The 23,235-nt window shown below is 72.2% G+C and carries 23 protein-coding genes and 2 pseudogenes; 12 read left to right on the top strand and 13 right to left on the bottom strand.

The features are described 5' to 3' along the window. The first annotated feature begins 243 nt into the window (after positions 1 to 243). Together BX283_RS35835 and BX283_RS35830 are read left to right on the top strand one after the other, a co-directional pair. The gene (locus BX283_RS35835) at positions 244 to 708 is read left to right on the top strand and encodes an SRPBCC family protein (RefSeq protein ID WP_101391554.1); all 465 of its coding nucleotides are present in this window, start codon (positions 244 to 246) and stop codon (positions 706 to 708) included. A gap of 285 nt (positions 709 to 993) precedes the next feature. Then, positions 994 to 1,782, top strand: coding sequence for a class I SAM-dependent methyltransferase (locus BX283_RS35830; RefSeq protein ID WP_101391553.1), 789 nt, complete (start codon positions 994 to 996; stop codon positions 1,780 to 1,782). Positions 1,783 to 1,816: 34 nt separating this feature from the next. On the opposite strand, the pseudogene BX283_RS35825 reads toward BX283_RS35830, so the two are convergent. Together BX283_RS35825 and BX283_RS35820 are read right to left on the bottom strand one after the other, a co-directional pair. Continuing rightward, positions 1,817 to 2,116: pseudogene (locus BX283_RS35825) on the bottom strand (helix-turn-helix transcriptional regulator); the annotation flags it as partial. 104 nt (positions 2,117 to 2,220) lie between these two features. Continuing rightward, positions 2,221 to 2,673 (bottom strand): iron chaperone, encoded by a 453-nt coding sequence (locus tag BX283_RS35820; RefSeq protein WP_101391552.1) that lies wholly within the window; start codon positions 2,671 to 2,673, stop codon positions 2,221 to 2,223. A 256-nt stretch (positions 2,674 to 2,929) separates the two neighbouring features. Between BX283_RS35820 and BX283_RS35815 the strand changes: the two genes are divergently transcribed. Then, positions 2,930 to 3,805 (top strand): NAD(P)H-binding protein, encoded by an 876-nt coding sequence (locus tag BX283_RS35815; RefSeq protein WP_101391551.1) that lies wholly within the window; start codon positions 2,930 to 2,932, stop codon positions 3,803 to 3,805. A 46-nt stretch (positions 3,806 to 3,851) separates the two neighbouring features. Here the strand turns inward: BX283_RS35815 and BX283_RS35810 are convergent, their stop codons facing one another. After that, complete coding sequence (locus tag BX283_RS35810) at positions 3,852 to 4,430, bottom strand: CGNR zinc finger domain-containing protein (RefSeq protein ID WP_101391550.1); 579 nt, start codon at positions 4,428 to 4,430, stop codon at positions 3,852 to 3,854. 80 nt (positions 4,431 to 4,510) lie between these two features. On the opposite strand from BX283_RS35810, the gene BX283_RS35805 reads away from it, so the two are divergent. After that, the gene (locus BX283_RS35805; protein ID WP_101392788.1) at positions 4,511 to 5,746 is read left to right on the top strand and encodes an MFS transporter; all 1,236 of its coding nucleotides are present in this window, start codon (positions 4,511 to 4,513) and stop codon (positions 5,744 to 5,746) included. On the opposite strand, the gene BX283_RS35800 is transcribed toward BX283_RS35805, so the two are convergent. Beyond that, a complete protein-coding gene (locus BX283_RS35800) occupies positions 5,692 to 6,684 on the bottom strand; it encodes a TIGR01777 family oxidoreductase (RefSeq protein WP_101391549.1) in 993 nt (330 codons plus the stop codon). The genes BX283_RS35805 and BX283_RS35800 overlap by 55 nt on opposite strands. A gap of 238 nt (positions 6,685 to 6,922) precedes the next feature. Here BX283_RS35800 and BX283_RS35795 point away from each other — a divergent pair, with 238 nt between their 5' ends. Next, complete coding sequence (locus BX283_RS35795; RefSeq protein WP_101391548.1) at positions 6,923 to 7,309, top strand: VOC family protein; 387 nt, start codon at positions 6,923 to 6,925, stop codon at positions 7,307 to 7,309. Beyond that, positions 7,306 to 7,947, top strand: coding sequence for a TetR-like C-terminal domain-containing protein (locus tag BX283_RS35790; protein WP_101391547.1), 642 nt, complete (start codon positions 7,306 to 7,308; stop codon positions 7,945 to 7,947). The genes BX283_RS35795 and BX283_RS35790 overlap by 4 nt, the downstream gene beginning before the upstream one ends. Before the next feature lie 150 nt (positions 7,948 to 8,097). On the opposite strand, the gene BX283_RS35785 is transcribed toward BX283_RS35790, so the two are convergent. Continuing rightward, complete coding sequence (locus BX283_RS35785) at positions 8,098 to 8,547, bottom strand: carboxymuconolactone decarboxylase family protein (RefSeq protein WP_101391546.1); 450 nt, start codon at positions 8,545 to 8,547, stop codon at positions 8,098 to 8,100. A gap of 83 nt (positions 8,548 to 8,630) precedes the next feature. Between BX283_RS35785 and BX283_RS35780 the strand changes: the two genes are divergently transcribed. Beyond that, positions 8,631 to 9,509 (top strand): sigma-70 family RNA polymerase sigma factor, encoded by an 879-nt coding sequence (locus BX283_RS35780; RefSeq protein WP_101391545.1) that lies wholly within the window; start codon positions 8,631 to 8,633, stop codon positions 9,507 to 9,509. A gap of 57 nt (positions 9,510 to 9,566) precedes the next feature. On the opposite strand, the gene BX283_RS35775 is transcribed toward BX283_RS35780, so the two are convergent. Then, a complete protein-coding gene (locus tag BX283_RS35775) occupies positions 9,567 to 10,001 on the bottom strand; it encodes an SRPBCC family protein (RefSeq protein ID WP_180357354.1) in 435 nt (144 codons plus the stop codon). Positions 10,002 to 10,165: 164 nt separating this feature from the next. Here BX283_RS35775 and BX283_RS35770 point away from each other — a divergent pair, with 164 nt between their 5' ends. Next, positions 10,166 to 10,588 carry a MarR family winged helix-turn-helix transcriptional regulator gene (locus BX283_RS35770; RefSeq protein ID WP_101391543.1) on the top strand — a complete coding sequence of 141 codons (423 nt, stop codon included), beginning with the start codon at positions 10,166 to 10,168 and terminating at the stop codon, positions 10,586 to 10,588. Between the two features lie 21 nt (positions 10,589 to 10,609). Here the strand turns inward: BX283_RS35770 and BX283_RS41870 are convergent. Next, positions 10,610 to 10,714: pseudogene (locus BX283_RS41870) on the bottom strand (DNA-binding response regulator); the annotation flags it as partial. On the opposite strand from BX283_RS41870, the gene BX283_RS35765 reads away from it, so the two are divergent. Continuing rightward, positions 10,710 to 10,844 carry a YceI family protein gene (locus tag BX283_RS35765; protein WP_257584108.1) on the top strand — a complete coding sequence of 45 codons (135 nt, stop codon included), beginning with the start codon at positions 10,710 to 10,712 and terminating at the stop codon, positions 10,842 to 10,844. The pseudogene BX283_RS41870 and the gene BX283_RS35765 sit on opposite strands and share 5 nt — an antisense overlap. Positions 10,845 to 10,872: 28 nt before the next feature. Here BX283_RS35765 and BX283_RS35760 read toward each other — a convergent pair whose 3' ends face one another. Together BX283_RS35760 and BX283_RS35755 are read right to left on the bottom strand one after the other, a co-directional pair. Further along, complete coding sequence (locus tag BX283_RS35760) at positions 10,873 to 11,280, bottom strand: carboxymuconolactone decarboxylase family protein (RefSeq protein ID WP_101391541.1); 408 nt, start codon at positions 11,278 to 11,280, stop codon at positions 10,873 to 10,875. After that, positions 11,277 to 11,942 (bottom strand): class II aldolase/adducin family protein, encoded by a 666-nt coding sequence (locus BX283_RS35755; protein WP_101391540.1) that lies wholly within the window; start codon positions 11,940 to 11,942, stop codon positions 11,277 to 11,279. The genes BX283_RS35760 and BX283_RS35755 overlap by 4 nt, the downstream gene beginning before the upstream one ends. A gap of 146 nt (positions 11,943 to 12,088) precedes the next feature. Here BX283_RS35755 and BX283_RS35750 point away from each other — a divergent pair, with 146 nt between their 5' ends. Continuing rightward, a complete protein-coding gene (locus BX283_RS35750; RefSeq protein ID WP_218976547.1) occupies positions 12,089 to 12,454 on the top strand; it encodes a MerR family transcriptional regulator in 366 nt (121 codons plus the stop codon). 54 nt (positions 12,455 to 12,508) lie between these two features. Here BX283_RS35750 and BX283_RS35745 read toward each other — a convergent pair whose 3' ends face one another. Further along, positions 12,509 to 13,951, bottom strand: coding sequence for a PQQ-binding-like beta-propeller repeat protein (locus BX283_RS35745; RefSeq protein ID WP_101391538.1), 1,443 nt, complete (start codon positions 13,949 to 13,951; stop codon positions 12,509 to 12,511). Between the two features lie 556 nt (positions 13,952 to 14,507). On the opposite strand from BX283_RS35745, the gene BX283_RS35740 reads away from it, so the two are divergent. Beyond that, a complete protein-coding gene (locus BX283_RS35740) occupies positions 14,508 to 18,527 on the top strand; it encodes a CHAT domain-containing protein (protein WP_101391537.1) in 4,020 nt (1,339 codons plus the stop codon). Between the two features lie 108 nt (positions 18,528 to 18,635). Further along, positions 18,636 to 19,127, top strand: a complete 492-nt coding sequence (locus BX283_RS42230; RefSeq protein WP_101391536.1) for a Gmad2 immunoglobulin-like domain-containing protein — start codon at positions 18,636 to 18,638, stop codon at positions 19,125 to 19,127. Here BX283_RS42230 and BX283_RS35730 read toward each other — a convergent pair. The 3 genes from BX283_RS35730 to BX283_RS35720 all read right to left on the bottom strand — a co-directional run bounded on the left by BX283_RS35730 (position 19,114) and on the right by BX283_RS35720 (position 23,131). Next, positions 19,114 to 20,298: a M6 family metalloprotease domain-containing protein gene (locus tag BX283_RS35730; protein WP_101391535.1), complete on the bottom strand. Its 1,185-nt coding sequence runs from the start codon at positions 20,296 to 20,298 to the stop codon at positions 19,114 to 19,116. The two genes, BX283_RS42230 and BX283_RS35730, sit on opposite strands and share 14 nt — an antisense overlap. Before the next feature lie 30 nt (positions 20,299 to 20,328). Then, positions 20,329 to 21,594 carry an alpha/beta fold hydrolase gene (locus BX283_RS35725; protein ID WP_101391534.1) on the bottom strand — a complete coding sequence of 422 codons (1,266 nt, stop codon included), beginning with the start codon at positions 21,592 to 21,594 and terminating at the stop codon, positions 20,329 to 20,331. Positions 21,595 to 21,748: 154 nt separating this feature from the next. Then, a complete protein-coding gene (locus tag BX283_RS35720; RefSeq protein WP_101391533.1) occupies positions 21,749 to 23,131 on the bottom strand; it encodes an aldehyde dehydrogenase in 1,383 nt (460 codons plus the stop codon). Positions 23,132 to 23,235 lie beyond the last annotated feature (104 nt).

Here is a 23,235-nt window from a genome sequence, read left to right as displayed (position 1 = left end):
AGGCTTCCTCAGCACTGAATTGATCCAGTCACGTGGCCGCATTGCACCTTGACGTCCGGGTGCGGTTGCGCGATGGCAGATGACCCCGCATCGCGTACGGATCCGGTCACCTCACACTTGCCCGCATCGGCAGGACGGCCAGGGCCAGGGTGGTAGCGACTCACCGCCACGAACTGTCACGTTTGGCGCGGCCGGTCTGTCTCGATGGGTGTCGCTGTCACTCAGCAAAGGAGGTCACCAGCCGTGGAGACCATGACCGTTGAACGCGTCATCGACGCCCCGATCGACGAGGTGTTCGCGTGGCTCACCACGACCACCCGCTACACCGCCTCGCCCCTCGTGCTGCGCTGCCGTCTGGCCCGGCACGGCGAGGGCGCGCCCTACGGCGTCGGCGCGGTGCGCAGTCACCTCTGGGTGATCGGCTGGTTCCGGGAGCGCGTCACACGGTACGAACCGCCGTACGCCACCGAGTACGTCGTCGAGCGCAGCCTGCCGCCGTCACGGCACGAGCTGGGGCGGGTGGAGCTCAGCGAGGCCGCCGACGGCACCCTGGTGCGTTGGACCACGCGCGCCGAGATCCCCGTACCGCTCGTCGGCGCCTTCCTCACCCGGCGCCTGGCACGACCGGTCATCACCCGCACGTTCCGCAACATCCTCGACACCGCGGACAGGGCGCTGACCCGACTCCCGCGCCCAGGACGTGCGTGAGCACCGGGCTCTCACCCGGGAGGGGTGTCTGCCCGCCGCCCGATGGGCGGGCAGACACCCGCGGCGGACGCCGAGACGGGGGACCTCCGCGTGCACCGCACCCGGCGACCGGGCCAGGAGAAAGCCGTGCCGCCGGAGCCACTAGGGCTGGATCGAGCGTGACAGCCGTCGCCCCCGGCTAAACAGCACTCCCTCGGCCAACAAATCCCCGTTCGTGGCCGACGCGCGCCGGGTGCCGCCGGATCACCCCGTGGCCCGGCAGGGTGCGAGGTGGAGGATGAAGGCATGACAGCTGTTTCCCCCGCGCTTTCCTTCAACGCGGCCGCCGCCCAGTACGCCGCGAATCGCCCCTCCTACCCGCCCGGCCTCTTCAGCGCCATCGAGGAGATCACGGGGCGCCGGCTCGCGGGAGCCCGCGTCGCGGATGTCGGCGCGGGCACGGGCATCGCCACCACGCTGCTGCGGGAGCGGGGCGCCGAGGTCATCGCCGTGGAGCCGGGCGACGGCATGGCCGCCGAGTTCCGCCGCGCCCTGCCCGACGTGCCGATCGTCCGGGGCGACGGAAACGCCCTGCCGCTCGCCGACCGCTCCTGCGATCTGATCGCGTACGCGCAGTCCTGGCACTGGACGGACACCAGCCGCTCGGTGCCGGAAGCGCTCCGGGTGCTGCGGCCCGGCGGAGCGCTCGCCCTGTGGTGGAACACCAATGCCCCCGACGTACCTTGGGCCACCGCCCAGGACGAGCGCATCGCACACTCGTGCGGCGTCGCCCCCAAGGACCGCGCCCGCCCCGAGACCGTCCGCGCCGGCCGCCTCGCGGGCCTGTCCGACCTCCCCTTCACCCGCCGTCTGCTGCGCTGGAGCCGGACCGTGCCGCTCGACACCCACCTGGCGAACATCACCAGCCACTCGGCGTTCCTGGTGCTGGGCGAGGCCAGGACCAAGGAGTTCCGGGCGCGGGAACGCACACTGCTGAGCGAGGTCTTCCCGGGTGGGATGGTCGAAGAGACGTACGTGGTGGACTTGTTGGTCGTGTCCAAGCCCTCGGGCACCGGGGCGTCCGGGCGGGAGTGAGGGTCTGGGGGCCGTTGGAGACCGACCGGCCGCCGGCCGCCAGGACGGAGCCCAGTCCCAGTTCGGCCGCGGGTCCCGGCAGCCCGGCCAGGAACAGGGCCTCCGCTTCGGGAGCCGTCAGTCCGGTCAGCCGGGTGCGGTAGCCGTCGAGGAGGGCGTAGCCACCGGCGTGCCCCGCCTCGCCGTAGACCGGTACGCCCGCGGCGCCCAGTGCCTCCACGTCGCGGTAGACCGTACGGACCGACACCTCCAGTTCCGCCGCCAGCTCGGCGGCCGTCATCCGGCCGCGGTTCTGCAACAGGAGGAGAAGGGAGAGCAGTCGGCTGGCGCGCATGTCCGCAAACGTACGCCACTCCACTGACACGACCTGTCAGCTGACCGCACCTGGACCAGCGGCTTTGCCGGACCGACCCTGAACCCGTTCGACCTGCCCGTGCCTCAGCTCACCGCCTGCTTCACCAGCGCGGCGATCCGTGCCTCCACCTCGGCCGTCACCTCGGTCAGGGCGAAGGCGGACGGCCACATCGTGCCCTGGTCGAGCTTGGCCTGGTCGCTGAAGCCGAGAGTGGCGTAACGCGTCTTGAACTTCTCCGCGCTCTGGAAGAAGCAGACGACCTTTCCATCCAGCGCGTAGGACGGCATTCCGTACCAGAGCTTCGGCGCGAGCGTCGGGGCGTTGGCGGTGACGATGGCGTGGATACGCTCGGCCATGACCCGGTCCGGGTCGGCCATCTCGGCGATCTTCGCGAGGACTTCCCGCACCGCGAGCTCCGCCTTCTCCGCGCGCGAGCTGCGGCGCGCCGCCGTCTTCAGCTCCTTGGCGTGATCCTTCATCGCGGCCCGCTCCTCGGCCGTGAACCCCTCGTACCCACTGCTGTCGGTGCTGCTCATCACGCATCTTCCCCTTGAGGACCCTGGTGTGCGGCTCTTGAAGGGGACCTTAACCGGGGGCACTGACAACGGGGCCGAACAGCGGCCCATGCCGGGCGTGAAGGTGAACAGGACGTCGGCCTCGGAGGGCAATTCACGGTCGCTGAAGGGCTCAAGGTGGCTGATTCACGAGCCTGGGCCTGCTTGACGAGGCGACTGCCCACACGTGGGGCCCTAGAGTGCGAAGTGTCAGCGGAGTCCACGAAAGGGAGACCCGATGACCATCGTGGTCACCACACCGACCGGACATGTGGGATCGCGCGTGGTGCGGCTGCTGCTCCAGGCCGGCGTCCGTCCCCGCGTTCTGGTTCGCGACCCCGCCCGCCTGGACGAGGCCACCCGGGCGCGGGTGGATGTGCGCCAGGGCGATCTGACGGACGCCGATTTCGTACGCGACTCAGTGGCCGGGACACGGACCGTGTTCTGGGTGGATCCCACGCCCCACACGACGGCGGATCCCATCGAGACCTCACTGCGCACCGCGGCGCCGTTGACCGAGGCCGCCCGGGCAGGCGAGGTGGAGCGCGTAGTGCTGCTGAGCAGCATCGGGGCGGAGAAGCGGCACGGGGTCGGGCACATCGACGCCCTGGCCGGGATCGAGGAACAACTCGACGCGACCGGAGCGGACATCCTGCACCTGCGGTGCGCGTACTTCTTCACCAACCTGCTGTTCGACCTCGAAGGACTCGCCAAAGGCGTCCTGACCACGGCGTTCGATCCCAGCCACCCGATGCCCTGGGTGGATCCACGCGACATCGGAGACGTGGTCGCGGCCCGGCTGTTGAACGACACCTGGCAGGGCCGAGTGGTGCAGGCCGTACACGGGCCGGAGGACCTCACCTTCCACCAGGTCGCGCGGATCCTCACCGAGGCGCTCGGGCGCCCGGTTCGGCTCAACGCCGTGACCGACCACGCGACACGGGACGCGCTGCGCGCGGCTGGGCTGCCTCCGTCGGCGGTGGAGGGCATGGTCGGGATGACCGCCGGATCGCGCGATCTGGTGCCCGAACAGCCCCGTGACCTGCTCACCACCACCCCGACCCCGCTCAGCGGCTGGGCTCATGCCCATCTGCGTCCGCTGTTGGAGAGTTGACCAAGGACGACAGGGACCACCGTCCCCGGCGGACTTCGGAGTGGTGTCAGCCGCCCGCGTCCTTCCGGGCGCGGAAGGCCGCGGCCTTGGTGCGGTTCTGACAGGCGGTGGAGCAGAACTGGCGGGCCGCGTTACGAGACGTGTCGACGTACACGCGGTCGCAGCGCTCGGCCCGGCACACGCCCAAGCGACCGGCCAAACCGCCGCCCACCGCCAGTGCCAGCGCGGTGGCACAACTGGCGCTGCACCCGGCCGCGAACGAGTCGTCGGCGCCGTGGAAGTGCATCTGCCAGGGCTCGCCCCCGGTCCGGTCCAGCCGGGGCCGGGCCCCGGTGTCGCGCAGCAGGGCGTTGACGGTCTCGGCGGCGGTGTCCGTCCGGCCGTCCTGCATGGCCTCGAAGACCTCGCGCATACGCCGTGCCGTCCCGGCCAAGTACGCGGCCTGTTCGGTGTCGATGGCGCGCGGGAGCGAGCCCGCGGTGCGCGGTACCGCGGCGTCGATCGCGTCCGCCAGCTCGGCCCCGTGCGGCGCGGCGTAGGGTCGGCCGCGCGCCTGCCCGTCGGTCAGCGTGTTCACGAGCGATACGGCCTGGTCCAGCAGCACCGCGACGTGACTGTCGAACATCACTTGACCAGTCACTCCTTCAGTGGTTAGGTCCATGACTGACATTACTCGATTCGACAGTTACGCGAGGGGTGACGGCCATGCCGCGGACCGTATGGCTGCTGGTGGCGGCACGGGCGATCAACCGTCTGGGCGCTTTCTCGCTGCCCTTCCTCACGGTCCTGATCAGCACCGACTTCGGTGCGAGCACCACGACCGCGGGGCTGCTCTCGGCGGCCTTCGGCCTCGCGACGATCCCCTCCCGGCTCGCGGGCGGCCATCTGGCGGCCCGTCTCGGACGCCGCCGTACGATCGTGGTCGGCCTCACCGGCTGCGCCCTCGCCCAACTGGGCATCGCCGCCGCCGGTTCGCTGACCGCGGTGGCCTGCTTCGCGATCCTGCTCGGCCTGGCCTTCGAGCTCTACGAGCCGCCGAGCCAGGGGATCATCGCCGACACCGTGCCGCCCGCCGAGCGGGTTCGCGCGTACAGCCTGCTCAATGCCGCGCTCGCCGTCGGCGGCACGGGCGCGGGCCTCATCGCGGCGGGCCTGGGCCGCTACGACCTGCGCTGGCTCTTCGTCGTCGACGCGCTCACCTGTCTGGCGTGCGCGCTGGCACTGTGGATCGCGCTGCCCGCCGACCACACGCGCCGAGCGGCGGCGGACCGTACTCCCGCTGCCCGGCACCGCGAACCTGGCGCCCCGGCCGGCCCGTGGCGTGACCGCGCGCTGTGGGCGATGTTCACGTCCGGCACGGCGTTCGCGCTCATCTCCATGCAGATCGTCATGGCGCTGCCGCTCACCCTGGACCGGCGCGGCCACGAGGCCGCCGACGCCGGGCTGCTGTTCACCGCGTCGGCCGTGACCGTCGTGGTGGCCCAACCGGCTCTGCGCCTGCGCCGTCTCACCACCCTCGCCGCCCCCGCGGCCCTCGCCCTCGGTTACGCCCTGCTGGCGATCGGCCTGGCCGGGTACGCGTTCGCGCACACCCTCCCCGCGTTCCTGATCGCGACCGCCGTGTGGAGCCTGGGCGACGTCGTCATCCTGGGCCGCGCCATCAGCGTCGTCGCCGATCTGGCGCCGCCCGGCGCCACCGACCGCTACCTCGCCGCGTACGGCATCAGCTGGGGCATCGCGACCACCGCCGCCCCCGTCACCGCCACGCAAATACTCGAACACACCGGAGTGACGACCCTATGGGCGGCCACGGCAAGCCTTGCCCTGGCTCTGGCCGCCGCACAACTCCTCGTCGTCAGGCCGCTCATCGACCGGACGGGACCGCCTCACCGCACGCTCGACCGGGCCGGACGTGAATCCGCGTCCACGGCGGGGCTCTGACGCCGACGTCGGCGCCCGGCCAGTTCCCGCGCCGCGTCCGGCCACTCACCGTGGTCGAAGGTGAAGCCCGCGTCGAGCAGGCGGCCGGGAACGACGCGGCGGCTCTTCAGCAGGAGTTCGGTGTCCGAGCGCAGGGCGAACGCGCCGAGTTCGGCCATGCCCTTCGTGGCGGGCAGGCGCACCGGCACTCTCCAGGCGGCGCGCAGGGCACGCATGAAGGCGCGGTGCGGAAGCGGGGCGGGCGCGGCGAGGTTGACCGGGCCGGAGATGTCGTCCCGGTCGACCAGGAACCGGACCGCGCGGACGAAGTCGTACTCGTGGATCCACGACACGTACTGCGCACCGCCCGCCACCGGCCCGCCGAGGCCGAGCCGTACCATCCACGACATCACGTCGAAGACGCCGCCTCGGTCCGGGCTCATCACCATCGCGGAACGCAGCGCGACCTTGCGCGTGTGCGGGGTGTCGGCCTGTTGCTGCGCCCGCTCCCAGGCCTTGGCGATCTCGACGCTGTAGCCCCAGTAGCCCGGGACGCCGGGTTCGGCGCCGCCGATCACACCGGTTGCCTCGTCGTGGGCCGCGTCGTAACGGTGGGCGTAGATGGTCGCGGTGCTCATCTGCAGCCAGAGGCGGGGCGGCCTGGCGGCGTCCTCGATCGCACGGCCCACGGCCCGCGTCGAGCGCACCCGCGAGTCCATCATGGCCCGCAGGTTGGCCGGGGTGTAGCGGCAGCTGACACTGCGCCCGGCCAGGTTGATCACCACGTCACTGCCGTCGATCTCCTGCGTCCACGGCCCCGTGCTCTCACCGTCCCAGTAGACCTCGCGCTCGCGTACGGGCCGCCTGGTGAGGATCACGACCTCATGGCCCGCGGCGGTCAGAGCACGGTCCAGCACAGCGCCGACCTGCCCGGTTCCACCAGGAATGACTACCCTCATCGACTTCCCTTCCCTCTGTTGACCTGAGCCTAGAGCAGGAGTTGAACACGTTCAAACGCGGGCTGGTGAGGCGGTCGGGCGGGCGCGCTCCGGCGCCCGGCAAACCCGCCAACCACCCCTCCCCACACGCCGGATGAGCCACCGCCACCCCTTCCCCATCACCCCCTCCCCTTGTTACGATCCGACCCGGACCGAATCGAAATAGCAACCGGTCTCCACCAACCGAAAGGCTCCGACCATGCTGCGCGTCAAGGACTTCGACCACCTCGTCCTCAACGTCCAGGACGTCGAGCGCGCGCTTGACTTCTACACCGGCCCCCTCGGCCTGGAGCCGGTCCGTGTCGAAGAGTGGCGGGCCGGCAAGGTGCCCTTCCCCTCCGTCCGGGTCAGCCCCACGATGATCATCGATCTGTTCGACCGCCCGCGCGGCGAGTCGAACGTCGACCACATCTGCCTCGTCGTGGACCCGCTCGACTGGCAGCAGGTCATCGACGCGGGCACGTTGACCGTGCTGGAGGGCCCCGTGTCGCGCTTCGGCGCGCGAGGCAGCGCCACCTCGGTGTACGTGCAGGACCCGGAGGGCAACACCGTCGAGCTGCGCTGGTACCCGGAGGACGCCGAGTGAGTGCGGCCGGGCGCCCGCGCGACCCGGCGATCGACGCCGCCGTCCTCGCCGCCACGCTGGAGATCCTGCGCACGGACGGCTACCCGGGCTTCGCCCTGGAGGCGGTCGCCGCACGGGCGGGGACTACCAAGGCGGCGATGCGCCGACGCTGGCCGTTGCGCCAGAACCTGCTCATCGACGCGCTCGCCTCGATCCTCGCCATCCCGCCCGTGCCCGACAACAACTGCACCCGCTGCGACCTGATGCAGAGCGTGCGGCTGCTGGACGAGGCGCTGCACGAGCGGCTGCCCCGCGGCGTCCTGGCGCCGCTGGTCGCCGACTGCGCCCGCGTACCGGAGTTGCACCAGCGGCTGATGGAGGTGCTCGTCCAGCCCAGCAGGCAGGCGGCCACCGCGGCCGTCGAACAGGCCGTCGGCCGCGGTGACTTGCGCCCGGACGTCGACCCGCACGTTCTCGTCGACCTCCTCGCCGCCTCCGTGTACCAACGCGCGCTCCTGGGCGACACCACGACGGCCCGGCCGTCCGCGGCCGACATCGTGGATCTGCTGCTGCGCGGCGCGGCAGTCGACTTCGACCGCCTCGTCCGCATCAGCCAGACCCCGGCCCACCTCCGGAAGCACCCGGCCAGTCACACCTGACCGGACACGTCGGGCGATCACGTGGCCGGGATCGGCGAGCGAGGGCGAACTCGGTTGAAACGCCGGCCCATCCGACCAGGGCCGGGCCAGGCCCTGGCGAATGGCGGCTGGCGGTCGCGGCTGGTGGTGGCGGCTGGCGTCCCACCCCGCTCACCAGGTCTTACCGGCCTGCTCCCGAGTCGTACGGTTGATCCGGTTGAAGAAGTTGGTCATCGCGATCTCCAGGATGATCGCGGACAACTGCCCCTCCGTGAAGTGGTCGGCCACGGCGTCCCATATCTCGTCGGTCACACCCGCCGCGCCGTCCTGGATACGGGTGGCGGCCTCGGTCAGTTCGAGCGCCGCGCGCTCCTCGTCGGTGAAGAACGGCGTCTCGCGCCAGGCGACCACGTTGTGCAGCCGCTCCTCCGTCTCCCCGGCTTTCTTCGCCGCGTCCACACCGGCGAAGACGCACGGGCTGCAGCCGTTGATCTGGCTGGCTCGCAGATGGACCAGCGCCAGCAGGCGAGGATCGACGCCACCGGCGTGAATCGCCTTGTGCAGGTGCTGGATCGCGGTGGTCAGATCCGGGTTCCCGGCACTCTTCATACGTGCTTCCATCGGTCCCGCTCCCTCATCGGTTACGTGTGCCCTTCCGGGCTCGTCATCACCCATGACGGAGCGGATCCGAGGAAGGTAACAACATGTCAGACACCAGCCCGACGGACCTGGTGGCCGAGGTCTTCGAGTCCCAGCGGGACCGGCTGCGCGCGGTCGCCCACCGCATGCTCGGCTCGCACGCCGACGCCGAGGACGTCGTACAGGAGGCATGGCTGCGGCTCTCCCGCCAGGACGCGGCCACCATCCACAACCTCACCGGCTGGCTGACCACGGTGGTCAGCCGGATCAGCCTCGACGTCCTGCGGGCGCGCCAGACACGCCCCGAGGCGTCGTACGACGACGGTCTTTCCGACTTCGTGGTGACGCTCGACGACGGGCCCGCTCCCGAGGACGACGTGGTGCTCGCCGACTCGGTCGGGGTCGCCCTCCTCGTCGTCCTGGAGTCGCTCCGGCCCAGCGAACGGCTGGCGTTCGTCCTGCACGACCTGTTCGCGGTGCCCTTCGCCGAGATCGGCCAGATCCTCGGCAAGTCCACCGACGCGACCAAGATGCTCGCCAGCCGCGCCCGCCGGAAGGTGCGGGCGACCGAGCGGCCGACGGGCGTCGGACGCAAGCAGCGGGAGGTGGTCCAGGCCTTCCTCGCGGCGGCCCGTGACGGCGACTTCGAGGGACTGCTGCGGGTGCTCGACCCGGAAGTGAAGCTGACCGTCGACACCCCCGCGGGTGCGGTCGTCACCCTCGGCGCCGCCAGGGTCGCCGCCGGCGCGAGGCTGTCGTCCACCGCGGCGGTACGTGGATGCGCGGTGGTCGTCGACGGCCTCCCCGGGGTCCTCTCCTGGCACGAGGACGGCACCCCGCTCACGCTCCTCGCGTTCACGGTCACCGACAGCCGGATCACGGAGATCACGGCCGTGGTCGACCCGGCCAAGCTCGCCCTGATGGACCTGCCGGATCCTGTGTGAGCCGGTGTCCGGGCGGTCGCCACGGCGGCGGCGCGGTCACCGGGCGGCGGCCATCGCTCAAGCCGATCGGGCGGCGACCGCTTCCCGGGTGAGGGCCAGAGTCGTCCCCATGGCGGCCGGGTAGCCGGTCCGCATGGACGCGGCGATCCGGTCCTCCTCCGCGTCGTCGTGCAGGTCGAGTTCGGCCCGGAAGGTCAGCGTCAGTTCACCGGCCTCGTCCTCGCCGATGTCGTTGTGGATCACCCAGCGGACGCGGTCGTCCGCGCGGTGGAAGGCGACCCGCCACTCGGGCTCGAAGACGACCTTCTCCCGCACGCGCTCGCCACCCTGGAAGACCACCTCACGGACCAGGCCGTTCTCGCTGCGCTCGACAACGGCGCACTCGACTATTCCGGCCACGAAGGGCACCGCGTTCGCGGCCTTCCTCAGCAGTCCGGCCCAGACGTCCTGCCGGTCGAGCCGGACCTGGCCCGGGTCCCCGGGCTGGTTCACGCGCACAGTATCGCTGATCACTCGCATGGCTGCGGACTCCCCTTGATCGCCATTTGCTTGCACGGCCAAGTAAATGCTCGTGATGATGAATCCGCAAGTGGTGTAGGCAAGTTCGTGGTCAGCCCGTCGCCCGAGGGGTCTTTCATTGCACGTACAATCAATGCGTGCACGCCGACACCGACACCACCAGCCATGCGATCTTCCGGGTCGCCCGCTCGCATCGCGCCGCCGCCGAACGCCTACTGCGCAGTTCGGGCCTGCATGCCGGGCAGGAACTCCTGATGATGCATCTGTGGGACAACGGCCCGCAGCCGCAGAGCGCGCTGATCGAGCTGCTCGGCCTCGATGCCTCGACCGTGACGAGGGCGGTGCAGCGGCTCGAACAGTCCGGTTTCGTCCGCCGCATGCGAAGCGAGACCGACCGCCGCGCCGTCATCGTGAAGCCCACCGCCGCCGGGCAGGCACTGCGTGACCAGGTGAGCCATGCCTGGAAGGAACTGGAGGACCTCACCCTGACCGGCCTCACCGAGCCCGAGCGGGTCGAACTCGCCCGGCTGCTCGCACGGGTGGAGCGCAACCTGGCCTGACGGCCCGGTCCGCTGGGGCCGCTACGGTCCTACGATCCCCGCGCCATGGGCCAGCAGGCCCGCCTGTGTCCGGTCGGTGCAGTCGAGTTTGTCCAGCATGCGCGACACATAGCCCTTGATCGTGGCGGCGAGCTTCAGCACCGGCAACGCCCACCGGGACGCCGACGTACGGTCGGCGAAGTTCCTGGACACCGAACGGCACCCGCTGATCACGTTCGCCGCCGAGCGGGTGGACGTCACGTGCCTGCTTGTCTGACGCCTTCGGGACAACCGGGCCCGTCGGACTACAGGACTTCGGCACCCTCCTCGGGTGGCAGGAGTTCGGCGATGATCTCGGTGCCGAGTGCGTACGCGGGCACGCCCGCGGTGATGAGCGCCGTCTCGGCGACGCCTATGAGGTCGGCGATACCGGCTCCGGCGTGGAGGGCGCCCCGGGCATGGATGCGGGCAGGGTGGGCCCTGCCCAGGGCCAGCAGCTGTCCGAAGTGGACGAGCTGCTGCACCCGCGCCCCCAGCGGGTTGTCCGTCAGCACGATGTGCCGCAGCGCCGCGACGGCCTCTTCGGTCGGGAGCCGGCCGAACTCCTGGGCCAGGCGCAGCCGTTCCTCCACCCCGCTCGGAACGGCCCCGAGGGTGGAGCGGTAGCGGTCCCGTACGGCCTCCGTACGGGAGGCGAGGGTGTCGTCGCTCATGCCGTGGCCTTCGCGATCGCGGCGCGCACGGCCTCCTGGGCGCCCGGCGGGAAGTCCACGGCGCCGCCGATCGCGGCCGCGGCGATCTCGGCCTCGGCGCTCTCCTCGATCGCCACCACGAGGTGGGCGGTGGCCGCCGAATCCGGGCCGAACACCAGGAGGCCGTGGTTGGCCAGCAGGACCGCGGACGTCGTCGGGCGCCGCTCCAGTACGGCGGCGATACCGCGCACGGACACATCCGAACCGCGAGGCCCCCAGGGCACCACCGGGACGTCCTCGGCCTGCCCGAAGCGCAGCATCGGCTCCGTACGGCAGGGCAGCGGCCGGTGGGCCACGGCGAAGGCGGTCGCGGAGGGCGAGTGGGTGTGGATGATCGCACCGACCTGGGGGCGCGCCTTGTACACGGCGCTGTGCATGGCGATGATCTCGGCGCTGACGGACTGGAGTTCGCCCTCCAGGACCTGCCCGTCGAAGCCGACGGTCGCCAGTTGCTCGGGCCGCAGGCCGTGGACGAACCCCGGCGTCAGCAGGAGGCGTTCGCCGTCGAGCCTGGCGCTCAGGTTGGCGTGCCCGGAGTGGGACATCACCCCGGCCGCGAAGAGCTTCTCCGCGGCTTCCACCAGTTGGTCGGCCCGCTCTTTCACCACATACGTGTCGCTCATACCGGCATCTCCCAAGTGTGCTGCCAGCGGTCGCTCGTTCGCCGCTGTCCACGTGCGAACCACTGTCCAACTTGAACTAAGGTTCAAGTCAAATGCCGGGAGCGACCGCGACCGCCGAGCGGCAACAAGGGGAGCGAAACGTGCGTATGACGATCGGCCGACTCGCCGAGGTCACCGGAGTGCCCGCTTCGGCCATCCGGTACTGGGAGCGCCACGGCCTGCTGCCCGCGCCCGAGCGGGAGAGCGGGCAGCGGCGCTATCCGCCGGAGGCCGCCGAGCGGATCACGGTACTGCGCAAGTGCCAGCAGGCCGGGCTGACCCACGCCGAGATCAGGGAGCTCCAGCGGGACCAGCCGCGCCGGGAGGCGATGATCCGCGCCAAGATCACCGAGATCGAGCAGCGCATGGTCGACCTCGACCACGCCCACCAGCTCCTCACCCATGCCGTGAAGTGCAGCGAAGAGGACATCGTCCGGTGCCCCAAGTTCCGGGAGCAGATGGCGGGTTGGTGACCGGCGCCGGGGTGTGACACCCGGAAGCTGCTCCCGGGTGCCACACCCGTGTCGTCACTTGCCGAAGGACAGGAGCGTGCGGTCCTTCCGCTGCGGCGTGGGGCTCAGGACACGGCCGTTGAGCAGGAAGAAACGGCCGTCGGACCAGGCCATACGGGGGGTGAGGAAGAAGGCCCGTTCGGTGGCGGCCGCCGCTGCCGGGGTCTGCAGGACGACCTGGGGGGCGCCGCCGGTCGCCGCGATGGTGGCGACGGCGGCGGCGGAGTTGTCCGGGGCCGTCCCGGGGTGGATGTACACCACGGCCTTGCCGCCCTCGACCGCCACCGGCCGCATGGCACGGCCGCGGGAGGCCTTCGTACGCCACTTCTCCTTGCCGGTGGCGAGGTCGATGGCGACCACCTCATTGGTCTCCGGCTCGCCCAGCACGGCCCCGCCCGAACCCGCGGTGCCGAGGTAGAGGGTGGCCGCGTCGTTCGCGGAGAAGGTGCAGGCGTGGAGGTCTCCGCTGCCGTCGCCGAAGCCGTCGCACGCGCCGGTGACCTTGAACTTCGGCTCGACCTGCCAGCGGACCTTGCCGTCCGGCGCGAACGACGTGATGCTCCACGCCTTGGTGTCGCTGTTGTGGGCGGCCACGATCAACGGGTCGGTGGAGTAGACCCGGCCGACGGTCCACCCCAAGGGGTATTTGTAGTTCCACTTGGACTTGCCGGTGGCCGGGTCGAGTTCCTCGATCAGCTGCTGCGACTTGGTGGATCCGGCGGGGGACGGGCACAGAGCCACACCGACCAGCCTGCTGCCGCCGCCGATGGTGTACGGGCTGCAACCGTTGGTCTTCCACGTGCCGAAGATCTTCTTGCCGTCGACGGCCGAGAATCCACTGGCGTAGGCGCTGTGGCCGACGGCGACGGTGTCGCCGGTGATCGCGAACCGGAACTCGTTGGTGGTGTCGAACGCGCTCTCCTGCGGCACCTCGACCTTCCAGCCCACCTTGCCCGTGGCCAGATCGATCTGCTGGAGGTATTTGCAATGGGCGCGCTTGGTGTTGTTCTCCAGCGTGGCGACCACCAGCTTGCCGTGGGCGGTCGGGGTGTGCCCGGCGCCGCACAGGGGTGTCTCCAGGGCCACGCTCCACTTCACCGCGCCGTCGGCCACCGCGTGCCCGGTGACCTCCTTGTACATGGCCCTGGCCACGATGTCACCGAGCCGCCACGGGCCGTACTGCATGGCGCCCGCCGAGGTCAGCTGCGTCTCGTTCTCGCGCACCCAGACACGCGCCTCGCCCGGTTTGATCCCGTCGTTGTACCCGTCGCCGCCGCTCGCGCCGCCGTTCCCGCTGCCCGTACCGTCGCCGAGGTCGACCGAGGGGGATGCCGAGGGCTCGGCGGTATCACCTGCGGAGGCCGCCGGTTTGGCGGGCTTGCCGTCGTCGCCGGAGGCGAGGTACACCCCACCGCCGATGGCCAGCAGGCCCGCCACCACGGCAGCCACGATCGCCACGCGCTTGCGGCGGAAGGGACCTTGACCGCCGTTACCCGGCGGAAGCGTGGGCGGAGTCTGGCCGTACGGGGACGGGGTCGTCGGACCGTAGCCACCGGGGTACGGAGGCTGCGGCGGGTAGCCGGTGCCGCCGGGAGGTTGGCCGTAGCCACCGGGCTGGGCCGGTCCCGGCTGACCGTATCCACCGGGCTGGGCGGGTCCCGGCTGACCGTAACCGCCGGGCGCGGGCTGGCCGTAACCGCCCGGCTGCGCATACGGGTTGCCCGGTATCGGCTCCTGCGGCGGCTGTTGACTTGGTGGCTGGCTCACAGCGACTCTCCCCCGAATTCGCTACCGAAATCACTACGTTGACCCCTCGGGGCTCTTTCTATCACTCCGTGCACGAGGCCCCCATATCGCTGCTCCCGACCCTCTGGCATCCGGGATCCACCACGCCCTACGACGCAACTTTCCGGCCCGCCCGGAGCAATCCGCCCGAACCCCTGCGAGCAGCGTCCGGCTTCTGGACACTCGGAGACGCGAAAGCAACCGGGGCGGACGGTGGGGGGCGGACCGGGTGGCGGACAGCGGTGCGGTGGAGAACGGGCCGGGCGAGCCGGAAGCGCTCGCCGCGGTACAGGGGCACCTCAAGGCGATCGCCGACAGCGGAGACCCGTCGTCGATCTTCGACCCCGACGTGGCAGCGGACGTGACCCGGCTGTACGAGCAGTTCGCCGACCACCTGTCGTTCGACTGCGTCGTCGCGCTGGGCTGGGTGGAGTGGCACAGTTCGCGCGCCTCCGACGGCGAGGCCGCACGGGCCCATGAGACGTTCGCCGTGCTGCGCCTCCTTCCCGCCTTCCTCGCCGGCGAGGCGTACGTACCCAGCTCGTCGATGCCGCAGGAGTTGCTGCCGACGCTCGCGGCGGCCGCGATGCAGCCGGCCACGCGGATGCTTCAGGCGGCCGGTGAGGACGCCGGTCTGAAGTCGGCCTCAAGGGGCGCCTGGGCGTGGATGCGGATCGTCCAGCACATCCCGACGGGCCCCGGCGGCGCGGGCGCACTGGCCAATCTGAGTGTTGCCCTGCGGCTGTTGGGCGAGCGGGGCGGTGGCACCGAGAACCTCGACCGGGCCGTCACCACCGCCCGCCACGCCCTCACCACGATGGCCGACGACGAGCCGCAGCGGCCGGCGGCGACGGGCATCCTGGCAACCGCCCTGTGGTCCCGGTACGAGCACTCGGGCGACCCGGAGGACCTGGACGCGGCGGTGGAGGCCGCACGCACCTGTGCGAACGCCGGCCGCTCCGAGGACCCCTTGCACCCGGACGGCGCGCAACTCGCCGCGCAGCTCCTGCACATGCGCTACGAGCGGTCGCGGTCGCTCGACGACCTGGAGGAGTCGATCGACTGGATGCGCCGTGCGGTCGAGGCGAGCGGCCCCGACGACCCTCGGCTCACCCAGCTGCTGGCCCTGCTCGGCGTGCAGCTCGTCGACCGGGCGGTGCGAACGGGGGACGCCCGGGTCATGGACGAGGCCACCGACACCGCACGACGTGCCGCCGCCGTCGCGCCGGACGACGACGTTCAGGCCCAGCTCGCCGTCTCCAGGGTCTGGCACACCATCTTCGAGCACACCGCGGATCCGACGGCGCTCAAGTCGGCGAGGGATCTCGCGGTACGGGGCGCCCGCGCGCTGCCGCCCGAGTCCGCCGGGCGGGCCCGCCACCTGGCCAACGCCTCCCTCACCGTGCTCTCCGCCCATGCGTACACCGGCGTGCGCGACGACCTGGACGTCGCCGTCGAACTGGGCGAGACGGCCCTCGCCGCGGCGCCCGCCGGGCACGCCCACCGGGACTTGGCGCTGCGCGCCCTCAGCGGCGCGCTCGCCCATCGCTTCAAGAGCGGCGGACGTCTCGAAGACCTCGACCGCGCGCTCGCTCTCGGCCGTGAGCTCCTCGACGTGACGGGCGCCGGGCATGCTCCCTCGCTCGACCTGTCCAATCTGAGCCTCATGTACCGCACCCGCTTCCTGCGCTCCGGAGAGCCCGCCGACATCGCCCGGGCGATCGAGGCCGCCGAGGCGGCCGCCGCATGCGCCGCCGACGCGCGGCACCGCGCCCGGGCCCGGCAGCAGCTCGCGCTCAGTCTCGTCCGGCGCTCCTCCGCCGAGGGCCGCCCGGAGGACCTGGACGCGGCCATCGAGCTGGGCCGCGCGGCCCTCGCCGACACTCCGCGCGACCATCCCGACTGGGTGACGCTCATCGCGAACAACGCGCTGGCGTTCCTCACCCGCTACGAGCACAGCGGCGCGCTGGAAGACATCGACGCGTGCCTCGCCTCGATCCGTGACGCGCGCGGCCGACTGGAGCCCGGCCACCCCGCACACCCCCAACTGCTCAACAACGAGGGGTACGCGCTGCTGACCCGGTACCACCGCACCCGGTCGGCAGCCGAAGTCGATGCGGCGATCGACAGCAGCCGACGCGCCGCCGAGCTGATGGGCCCCGTCGACCCCCGCCTCCCGGGGTGCCTGTCCAACCTGTGCCTGGCGCTGCGCAGCCGCTTCGACCTCACGGCCGCACCGGCCGACCTGGAGGAGGCCGTCGCCGTCGGCCGTCGCGCCGTGGCGGCCACCGCGGCGGGCGATCCGGCACGCGCCACCCACCTCAACAACCTCGGCTACAGCCTGCTGGCCCGGGCCGTACAGGACCCGACGGCGACCGACGTACGCGACGAGGCCGCCCGGACCTTCCGCGAAGTCCTGGACCTGCTCCCGGCGGGCGCGCCCGCGCGGACCTATCCACTGGTCAATCTCGGGCAGTTGCTCATCCTGACCGCCGACACCGAAGCGGACGCGGAATCCACCGTTGCCCCGGCCATCAGCGCGTTCACCGAGGCCTGGGAGCTCACCGGCACCGCGCCCCTGCGCCGCCTCACCGCCGTACGCGCCGCCGCACTCCTGCTGTCCGGCCCTCAGCCGGCCCGGGCGGCGGCGCTGCTGGAGGCGGCCGTGGATCTCCTGCCCGCGCTCACTCCGCGCATGCTGGCCCGCACCGACCAGCAGACCCTGCTGGGCACCTGCTTCGAACTCGCCGCCGATGCCGCCGCGCTCGTCCTGGCCGCGCGCGACCGGCCGGGCGCCGGCCCCCAGGCCGCCGACCCGGCCGCGTCCAGGGCGCTACGGCTGACGGAGGCGGGGCGCGGCGTCATGCTCGGCCAGGCGCTCGACACCCGGGGCGAGGTCACCGACCTGCGCCACCAACTGCCCGAACTCGCCAAGCGCTTCCTCGCGATACGCGACCGGCTGAACGCGTCGTACGCGGACGACGCCCCCGGCGTATGGGCGTCGGCCGAGCCCTGGTACCCGGCCACGGAAGCACGGCGCGACCTCGCCGGGCAGTTCTCCGCCGTACTGGACGAGATCAGGTCACGGCCGGGCTTCGACCGGTTCCTGCTGCCGATGGAGCTGCCCGACCTGCTGGCCCAGGCCGCGTACGGCCCGGTGGTGGTCTTCACGGTGAGCAGCCACGGCAGCCACGCCCTGCTGATCCGCCCCGACGCCGTCACCGCGCTGCCCCTGCCCGGCCTGGACCGGGACACCGTGCGGCAGAAGGCGCTCGACTTCACGGCGGCGCTCAGGTGGGCGCCGAGCCCCACTCCCGCCCGTAGCGAACCGGCCCTGGACACCCTCAACTCCACCCTGGAGTGGCTGTGGGACGTCGCGGCGGAGCCCGTCCTGACCGCCCTGGGGATCACCTCTCCCCCGTCCCCGGGACACGAGGCTCCCCGCGTGTGGTGGAGCCCCGGCGGCCTGCTCGGCCTGCTTCCGCTGCACGCCGCCGGATACCACCGGGCGCCCGTGGACGGCTCACCGGCGACCGTCATGGACCGCGTGGTCTCCTCCTACACCCCGACCCTGCGCGCGCTGCGCCATGCCCGCCGCCCCCTGCCGCCCCGTTCCCCGCACCGCGCGCTCGTCGTTACGATGCCGCTCACCCCCGGGGCCCCACCGCTGCCGCACACGGCCGAGGAGGAAGGGTACGTACGCGCCCACACGCCCCAGCCGCTGGTGCTCACCGCGCGGCGGCGCGACCCCCTGGACACCTCGCCGCGGGGCCCCGTCTCCACCATGCGCGAGGACGTGATGGCGGCGATGGGCGACTGCTCCCTGGTCCACTTCGCCTGCCATGCCGTCAGCGACCCCGTCGACCCGTCCCGCAGCCGCCTCCTCCTCCAGGACGCCCCGCTCACCGTGAGCGGCCTGGCCGCCCTGGACCTCGACCACGCCGTACTGGCCTTCCTCTCCGCGTGCAGCACCGCTTCCACCGGCGTGCCGCACCTCGCCGACGAGTTCGTCAACCTGGCCACCGCGTTCCAACTCGCCGGATTCCGCAGCGTGGTGGCCACCCTGTGGCCCGTGTACGACAGCCACGCGTCCGACCTCGCCCGGCTGTTCTACGCCGCCCTGGGCAGCCCCCGCGACCTCACTCCCGACCGGGCCGCCCGTGCCCTGCACGAAGCGGTGCGTCAGTTGCGCGACCGCATGCCCGACCGCCCCGACACCTGGGCGGCCCATCTGCATTCCGGGGCATAGGGGACAGCTCTCGCGGTGCCCACGAAATCGGCCGAAGCGTGCCATTGCCTTCCGCGGTCCGGCCGCCGAAGCTGCGAGTGCCGAACGTTCCACGACCCGGGAGGCTCCATGACCAACCGCCTGGACCAACCGCGCACCCTCGACCTGGTCGGCAACCCGATCCACATCGGCGGTATCGCCACCGGCTTCGAGGCCACCCTGGAGTACCGCATCGGCGACGGCCACCACCAGCTGACCGGCACGTTCACCGCGGGAGGCGGCACCGGTGAGCACGGGCAGTTCCATCTCGCCGTCGACACCGGTCACACCGCCTTCCAGGCCGACCGCCTGCTCGTGCAGGTCTTCGAGGCGAGCGCCAGGGACGGCGGCGACATCAACGTCGTCACCGTTCCGGTCATCTACGGGCCGCGTATCGTGCCCGGCTACTACGGATACCGCGAGCACAAGGTGGTGAAGGGCGACACGCTGTCGGCCCTCGCCAAGTCGTACTACGGCGACGCCTCCCTCTACTCGCGCATCGTGCGGGCCAACCCGGCCCAGATCTCCGACCCCGACAAGATCGTGCCGGGGCAGGTGCTCCGCATACCTATCGGCTCGTGAGCCGTACCGTGTCGCCCGCCGGGCCGCCCGCGAGGACATCGATGCGGGCGCCGGTGCCGGGGTCGGTGAAACTCTGTCCTGCCGTGCGGGCGGCCAGGTCCAGGGCGGTGCAGCCGGTGGGCACGGTGGTGGGGTGCGTGGGGGCGATGCGTACCGGACCCTCGCCGGTCGCGGCGGCCGAGTCGACCTTGTAGACGAGAACGCCGGTGGAGCAGGCGCCCGCGTCGTTGCCCTGGGCGCGGCGCGACTCCGCCACGTACGCGGTCGTCGCGCCGGTGCGCAGCACGGCGATCTTCGTGCCTCCGGGACGCTCCACCGGTGTGAGGCGCACGGTGCGCTGCCCCGGTGCGGCCAGGCACGCGACCTGGTCGTCGCGGATCCAGCCGAGCTTCCACGCGTGCCAGCCGAGGTACTGCGGGGCGGGCCCCGCGATGTTGCCCATGACGTCCCAGCCGCCGACGTACTGGTGGGTGTCGCCGATGAAGGAGTACAGGTCCGGGAGGCCGAAGGTGTGGGCGGTCTCGTGGTCGGCGACCTTGGGGCCCCAGCGCCACATGTCCTGGCCGAAGGTGACGGCCCACTTGAGCCGGGTGCCGTCCGCCGTGATGCCCTGGGTGGCGGGATCGTAGAGGTAGGTCGGCGAGAAGGGGACGGCCGTCGCCGCCTTGGTGGGGACGATGTACACCATGTCGTACCGCGAGAAGTCGGCGTAGGGGTCGGCCGCGGTGACCGCGTCGCGTACGTACTTCTCGTGGGCCTCGAAGGTGATGCCGCGGGCGAAGTCGTACGAGGTGGAGGCGGCGGGCATCCGTATCCAGCGGTGCAGCGGGGTGAGGGCGAGGCGGGAGCGGCCGTAGCTCGCCGTGCGCATCCAGTCGGCGGCCGGGGCGAGTTGGTCGAGGTAGGGGGCGGTGGAGCCGGTCGCCGGTGCGTCGGGGAAGTCCACGAACAGGGTGAGGACGCGGTGGGTGCCGGTGGACGGCTGGAACTGCCTGCGGTCGGTGTCGTGGCCCTCGTCGGTCCAGCCCGTCCGGCCGGGCAGCGCACAGGCGGCGGGAGCGGCCGGGTGCGGCCGGGGTGCGGCGGCGGCCGCGCCGCTCCCGGCCAGGCACATGGCGAGGGCGACGGCAGCGGCGGCCAGGGGGCGCGGGCGCGGCGACGGTGCGGGCATTGCTCTCCTCCAAGAGACGGGCGGAACGGTTCAGGCGCGATCGGCGGCCAGGTCCATCAGGCGGGCCAGGACCCGGCCGCCCGAGGCGCTGATCCCGTCGTGCTCCCACTCGTTGGTGACCCAGGCGCGGCAGGCCCCGACCTGGCGCGCGGTGGCGAGCGAGAGCCCCGCGTCCACGTACATGTCGTCGTGGTAGACGGCCGCGGCGAGCGGGACCTCGTTGGCGGCGAGGCGGTCGGTGTCGTACAGCGCCGGCCAGTCGGTGCGTCGGGCCAGCAGGTCCGCGGCCCCGGCGAAGGGACGCAGGGCCGCGATCTCCTCGAACATCCAGGGGTAGATCATCTCGCCGGTGAGCAGGAACGGGTCGGCGCCGTCGGCGAATTCGGGGAAGTCGTTGAGCGCGCGGGCGGCGGCCCAGCCGGTGGCCGGTGCGCCCTGCCCGTACAGGCTCTCTTGCATTACGGCGAACAGCGGGTTGCCGGTGAAGCCGGTCACGCTCCTCACCTGGTCGAGGAAGGTGTCGCTCAACTCCCCTTCCCCGTCCAGGGCTTCGTCGAGCAGCCAGTGGACCCGCTCGTAGCCGTCGCCCATGCCGAGGGCGAGGCCGAGGGTGCGCAGACGGCGGGGGGTGAGCCGGTCGCCATCGGGCAGGCGTACGTCGGTGGCCGCGAGCAGGTCCGCGATCTCCCGCAGGCGGGCGGCGTCCTCGGGGTAGCGGGCGTAGAACCCGAGGACGCGCTCGCGCACCCTGGGGTAGGTGCGGGCGTACACGTCGTCGGCGGTGGCCGTGAGACCCGGCAGTCCACCGGCCACATAGCAGGCGCGCAGCCCCTCGGGGGCCCGGGACAGATAGGTGAGGGTGAGGAAGCCGCCGTAGCTCTGCCCGAGGGTCTCCCAGGGTTCGTCGCCGCACAGACGGCGCCGTATCAGCTCCGCGTCGGCGACGATCGCGTCGGCGCGGAAGTGCGCCAGGTGATCCGCGAAGGCGGCCGGGGATGGGAAGTTGGCGGCCGTCCGGCCCGTGACCGGTGTGGAGCGGCCGGTGCCGCGCTGGTCGAGCAGGAGCACCCGGTGGGTCTTCAGGGCCTGCTCCAGCCAGCCGGGCGAACCGGCTGACGGCCGGGGCGACTTGCCGCCCGGGCCGCCCTGGAGATACAGGAGCCAGGGCAGCCGCTCGCCCACCCGGGTGCGGTCGACGACCTCGCGGGCGAAGACCTGGAGGGTGGGGCCGTGCGGGGCCGAGTGGTCCAGCGGGACGGTGAAGACGTGGTCGACGGTTGCGTACGCCGGGTTCATGGATGCCTTTCGCGGCGCGGGCGCCGCCGGGTGCCGTGTGACGTTTCCTGGAGGAGCATGGCGCGGGCGGCCGCCCGGCGAGGAGCCCTCGTTCCCGCATAACGTCACGTTATGGAGGGGGCGTGCCCGCCGGAGAGGCCTTACGCGTACGAGGTCACCGCGCCCGCGAGGGCGACAGGGTGTAGGTGCGGCTGGAGGTGTAGAACTCCAGGGCGGCCCTGCCCTGTTCGCGCGGCCCGTGGCTGGACTCCTTGGTGCCGCCGAACGGCAGGTGGAAGTCGACGCCGGTGGAGGGGGCGTTGACGCGGATCATCCCGGTGTCGAGCCGGTCGAGTCCGTGCAGGGCGGTGTCGAGGTCGGCGGTGTGCACCGAGGTGACCAGGCCGTACGGGACCGAGTTGGTGATCCGTACCGCGTGCGGGAGGTCGTCGGCGGGCAGCAGGGCGGCGATAGGGCCGAAGACCTCCTCGCGCAGCAGAGGATGGGCCGGGGAGACCTTCTCCACCAGGGTGGGGGCCGTGTACCAGCCGGGGTGGCGGGGCGCGGTCCCGCCCGCGAGCACGTCCAGGCCGCGCGCTGCCTCGCCCACCCGGTCGCGGGCGCGCTCGCTGATGAGCGGCCCGCACACGGTGTCGGGCGCGGCCGGGTCGCCGACCGGGAGCGCCCGGAGCGCTTCGGCGAGCGCCTCGCGCAGCGGGTCGAGGGCCGCGCCGACGGCGATGACACGGCTGGTGGCGGTGCACTTCTGGCCCGCGTATCCGGCGATCGCGGCGGCGATGTGGGCGGCGGCCTGCCCGATGTCGGCGTCCGGCAGGACGATCGCGGCGTTCAGGCCGCCCATCTCCGCCTGGACGGCGATGCCCCTCTCGGTGGCGGCCCGCGCCACGGCCCGGCCGACGGCGGTCGAGCCGGTGAAGGAGACGACGTCGGCGCTGCGGACGAGCGCGTCGCCTTCGGCGGCCCCGCCGGGCAGCACCGTGAACACCCCTGCGGGCAGGGCGCCTTGGACGATCTCGGCCAGCCGCTGGGCGCAGGCCGTGGCTTCGGGTGCGGGCTTGAGGACCACCGCGTTGCCGACGGCGAGCGCCGGGGCGGCCTTCCAGGTGGGGATGGCGAAGGGGAAGTTCCACGGGGTGATGAGCCCCGCGACGCCGTGGGGCCGGCGGCGGGTGAGGAGCAGCCCGGACCCGGCGGCCGGTTCGTGGACCGCGCCGACGGGTTCGTAGGGGGCCTGGGCGTAGTACCGCCAGATGGCGACGGTACGGGCGACCTCGGCCCGGGCCTCGGTGAGCGGCTTGCCCACCTCGCGCACGGCGAGCACCGCCAGTTCGTCCGCCGCGGCCTGGACCGCGTCGGCGGCGGCGCCGAGCGCGGCCGAACGCGCGGCGGCGCCGCCGAGCAGCCATCCCGGCTGGGCCGCACGGGCCCGCTCCACGGCGTCGACGGCGGCACGCGCCCCGGGGGCCGGGATCCGGACGAGGACGTCGGCCGGGTCGGCCGGGTTGCGGGAGATGAGGTGAGTGACGTCAGCGGTCACGGGAGGAGTCCTCCAAGCAAGAGGGCGTGCGGGGACGTGGTTGTGAGCCCGGGTGGGCGCCGCGGGGCGCGGGCAGGCGGCGGGAGAACCGCGCCGCCTGCCCG

It is taken from the genome of Streptomyces sp. TLI_146 (assembly GCF_002846415.1).
Taxonomy (GTDB): Bacteria; Actinomycetota; Actinomycetes; order Streptomycetales; family Streptomycetaceae; genus Streptomyces.
The sequence above is the reverse complement of the archived record's forward strand: the minus strand, read 5'-3'. Positions and strand labels throughout refer to the sequence as shown.

Coding starts and splice junctions, on each gene's coding strand:
- BX283_RS35830 (WP_101391553.1), top strand. CDS start 994: ATGACAGCTGTTTCCCCCGCGCTTTCCTTCAACGCGGCCGCCGCCCAG.
- BX283_RS35820 (WP_101391552.1), bottom strand. CDS start 2,673: ATGAGCAGCACCGACAGCAGTGGGTACGAGGGGTTCACGGCCGAGGAG.
- BX283_RS35815 (WP_101391551.1), top strand. CDS start 2,930: ATGACCATCGTGGTCACCACACCGACCGGACATGTGGGATCGCGCGTG.
- BX283_RS35810 (WP_101391550.1), bottom strand. CDS start 4,430: ATGTTCGACAGTCACGTCGCGGTGCTGCTGGACCAGGCCGTATCGCTC.
- BX283_RS35805 (WP_101392788.1), top strand. CDS start 4,511: ATGCCGCGGACCGTATGGCTGCTGGTGGCGGCACGGGCGATCAACCGT.
- BX283_RS35800 (WP_101391549.1), bottom strand. CDS start 6,684: ATGAGGGTAGTCATTCCTGGTGGAACCGGGCAGGTCGGCGCTGTGCTG.
- BX283_RS35795 (WP_101391548.1), top strand. CDS start 6,923: ATGCTGCGCGTCAAGGACTTCGACCACCTCGTCCTCAACGTCCAGGAC.
- BX283_RS35785 (WP_101391546.1), bottom strand. CDS start 8,547: ATGGAAGCACGTATGAAGAGTGCCGGGAACCCGGATCTGACCACCGCG.
- BX283_RS35780 (WP_101391545.1), top strand. CDS start 8,631: ATGTCAGACACCAGCCCGACGGACCTGGTGGCCGAGGTCTTCGAGTCC.
- BX283_RS35760 (WP_101391541.1), bottom strand. CDS start 11,280: ATGAGCGACGACACCCTCGCCTCCCGTACGGAGGCCGTACGGGACCGC.
- BX283_RS35755 (WP_101391540.1), bottom strand. CDS start 11,942: ATGAGCGACACGTATGTGGTGAAAGAGCGGGCCGACCAACTGGTGGAA.
- BX283_RS35750 (WP_218976547.1), top strand. CDS start 12,089: ATGACGATCGGCCGACTCGCCGAGGTCACCGGAGTGCCCGCTTCGGCC.
- BX283_RS42230 (WP_101391536.1), top strand. CDS start 18,636: ATGACCAACCGCCTGGACCAACCGCGCACCCTCGACCTGGTCGGCAAC.
- BX283_RS35730 (WP_101391535.1), bottom strand. CDS start 20,298: ATGCCCGCACCGTCGCCGCGCCCGCGCCCCCTGGCCGCCGCTGCCGTC.
- BX283_RS35725 (WP_101391534.1), bottom strand. CDS start 21,594: ATGAACCCGGCGTACGCAACCGTCGACCACGTCTTCACCGTCCCGCTG.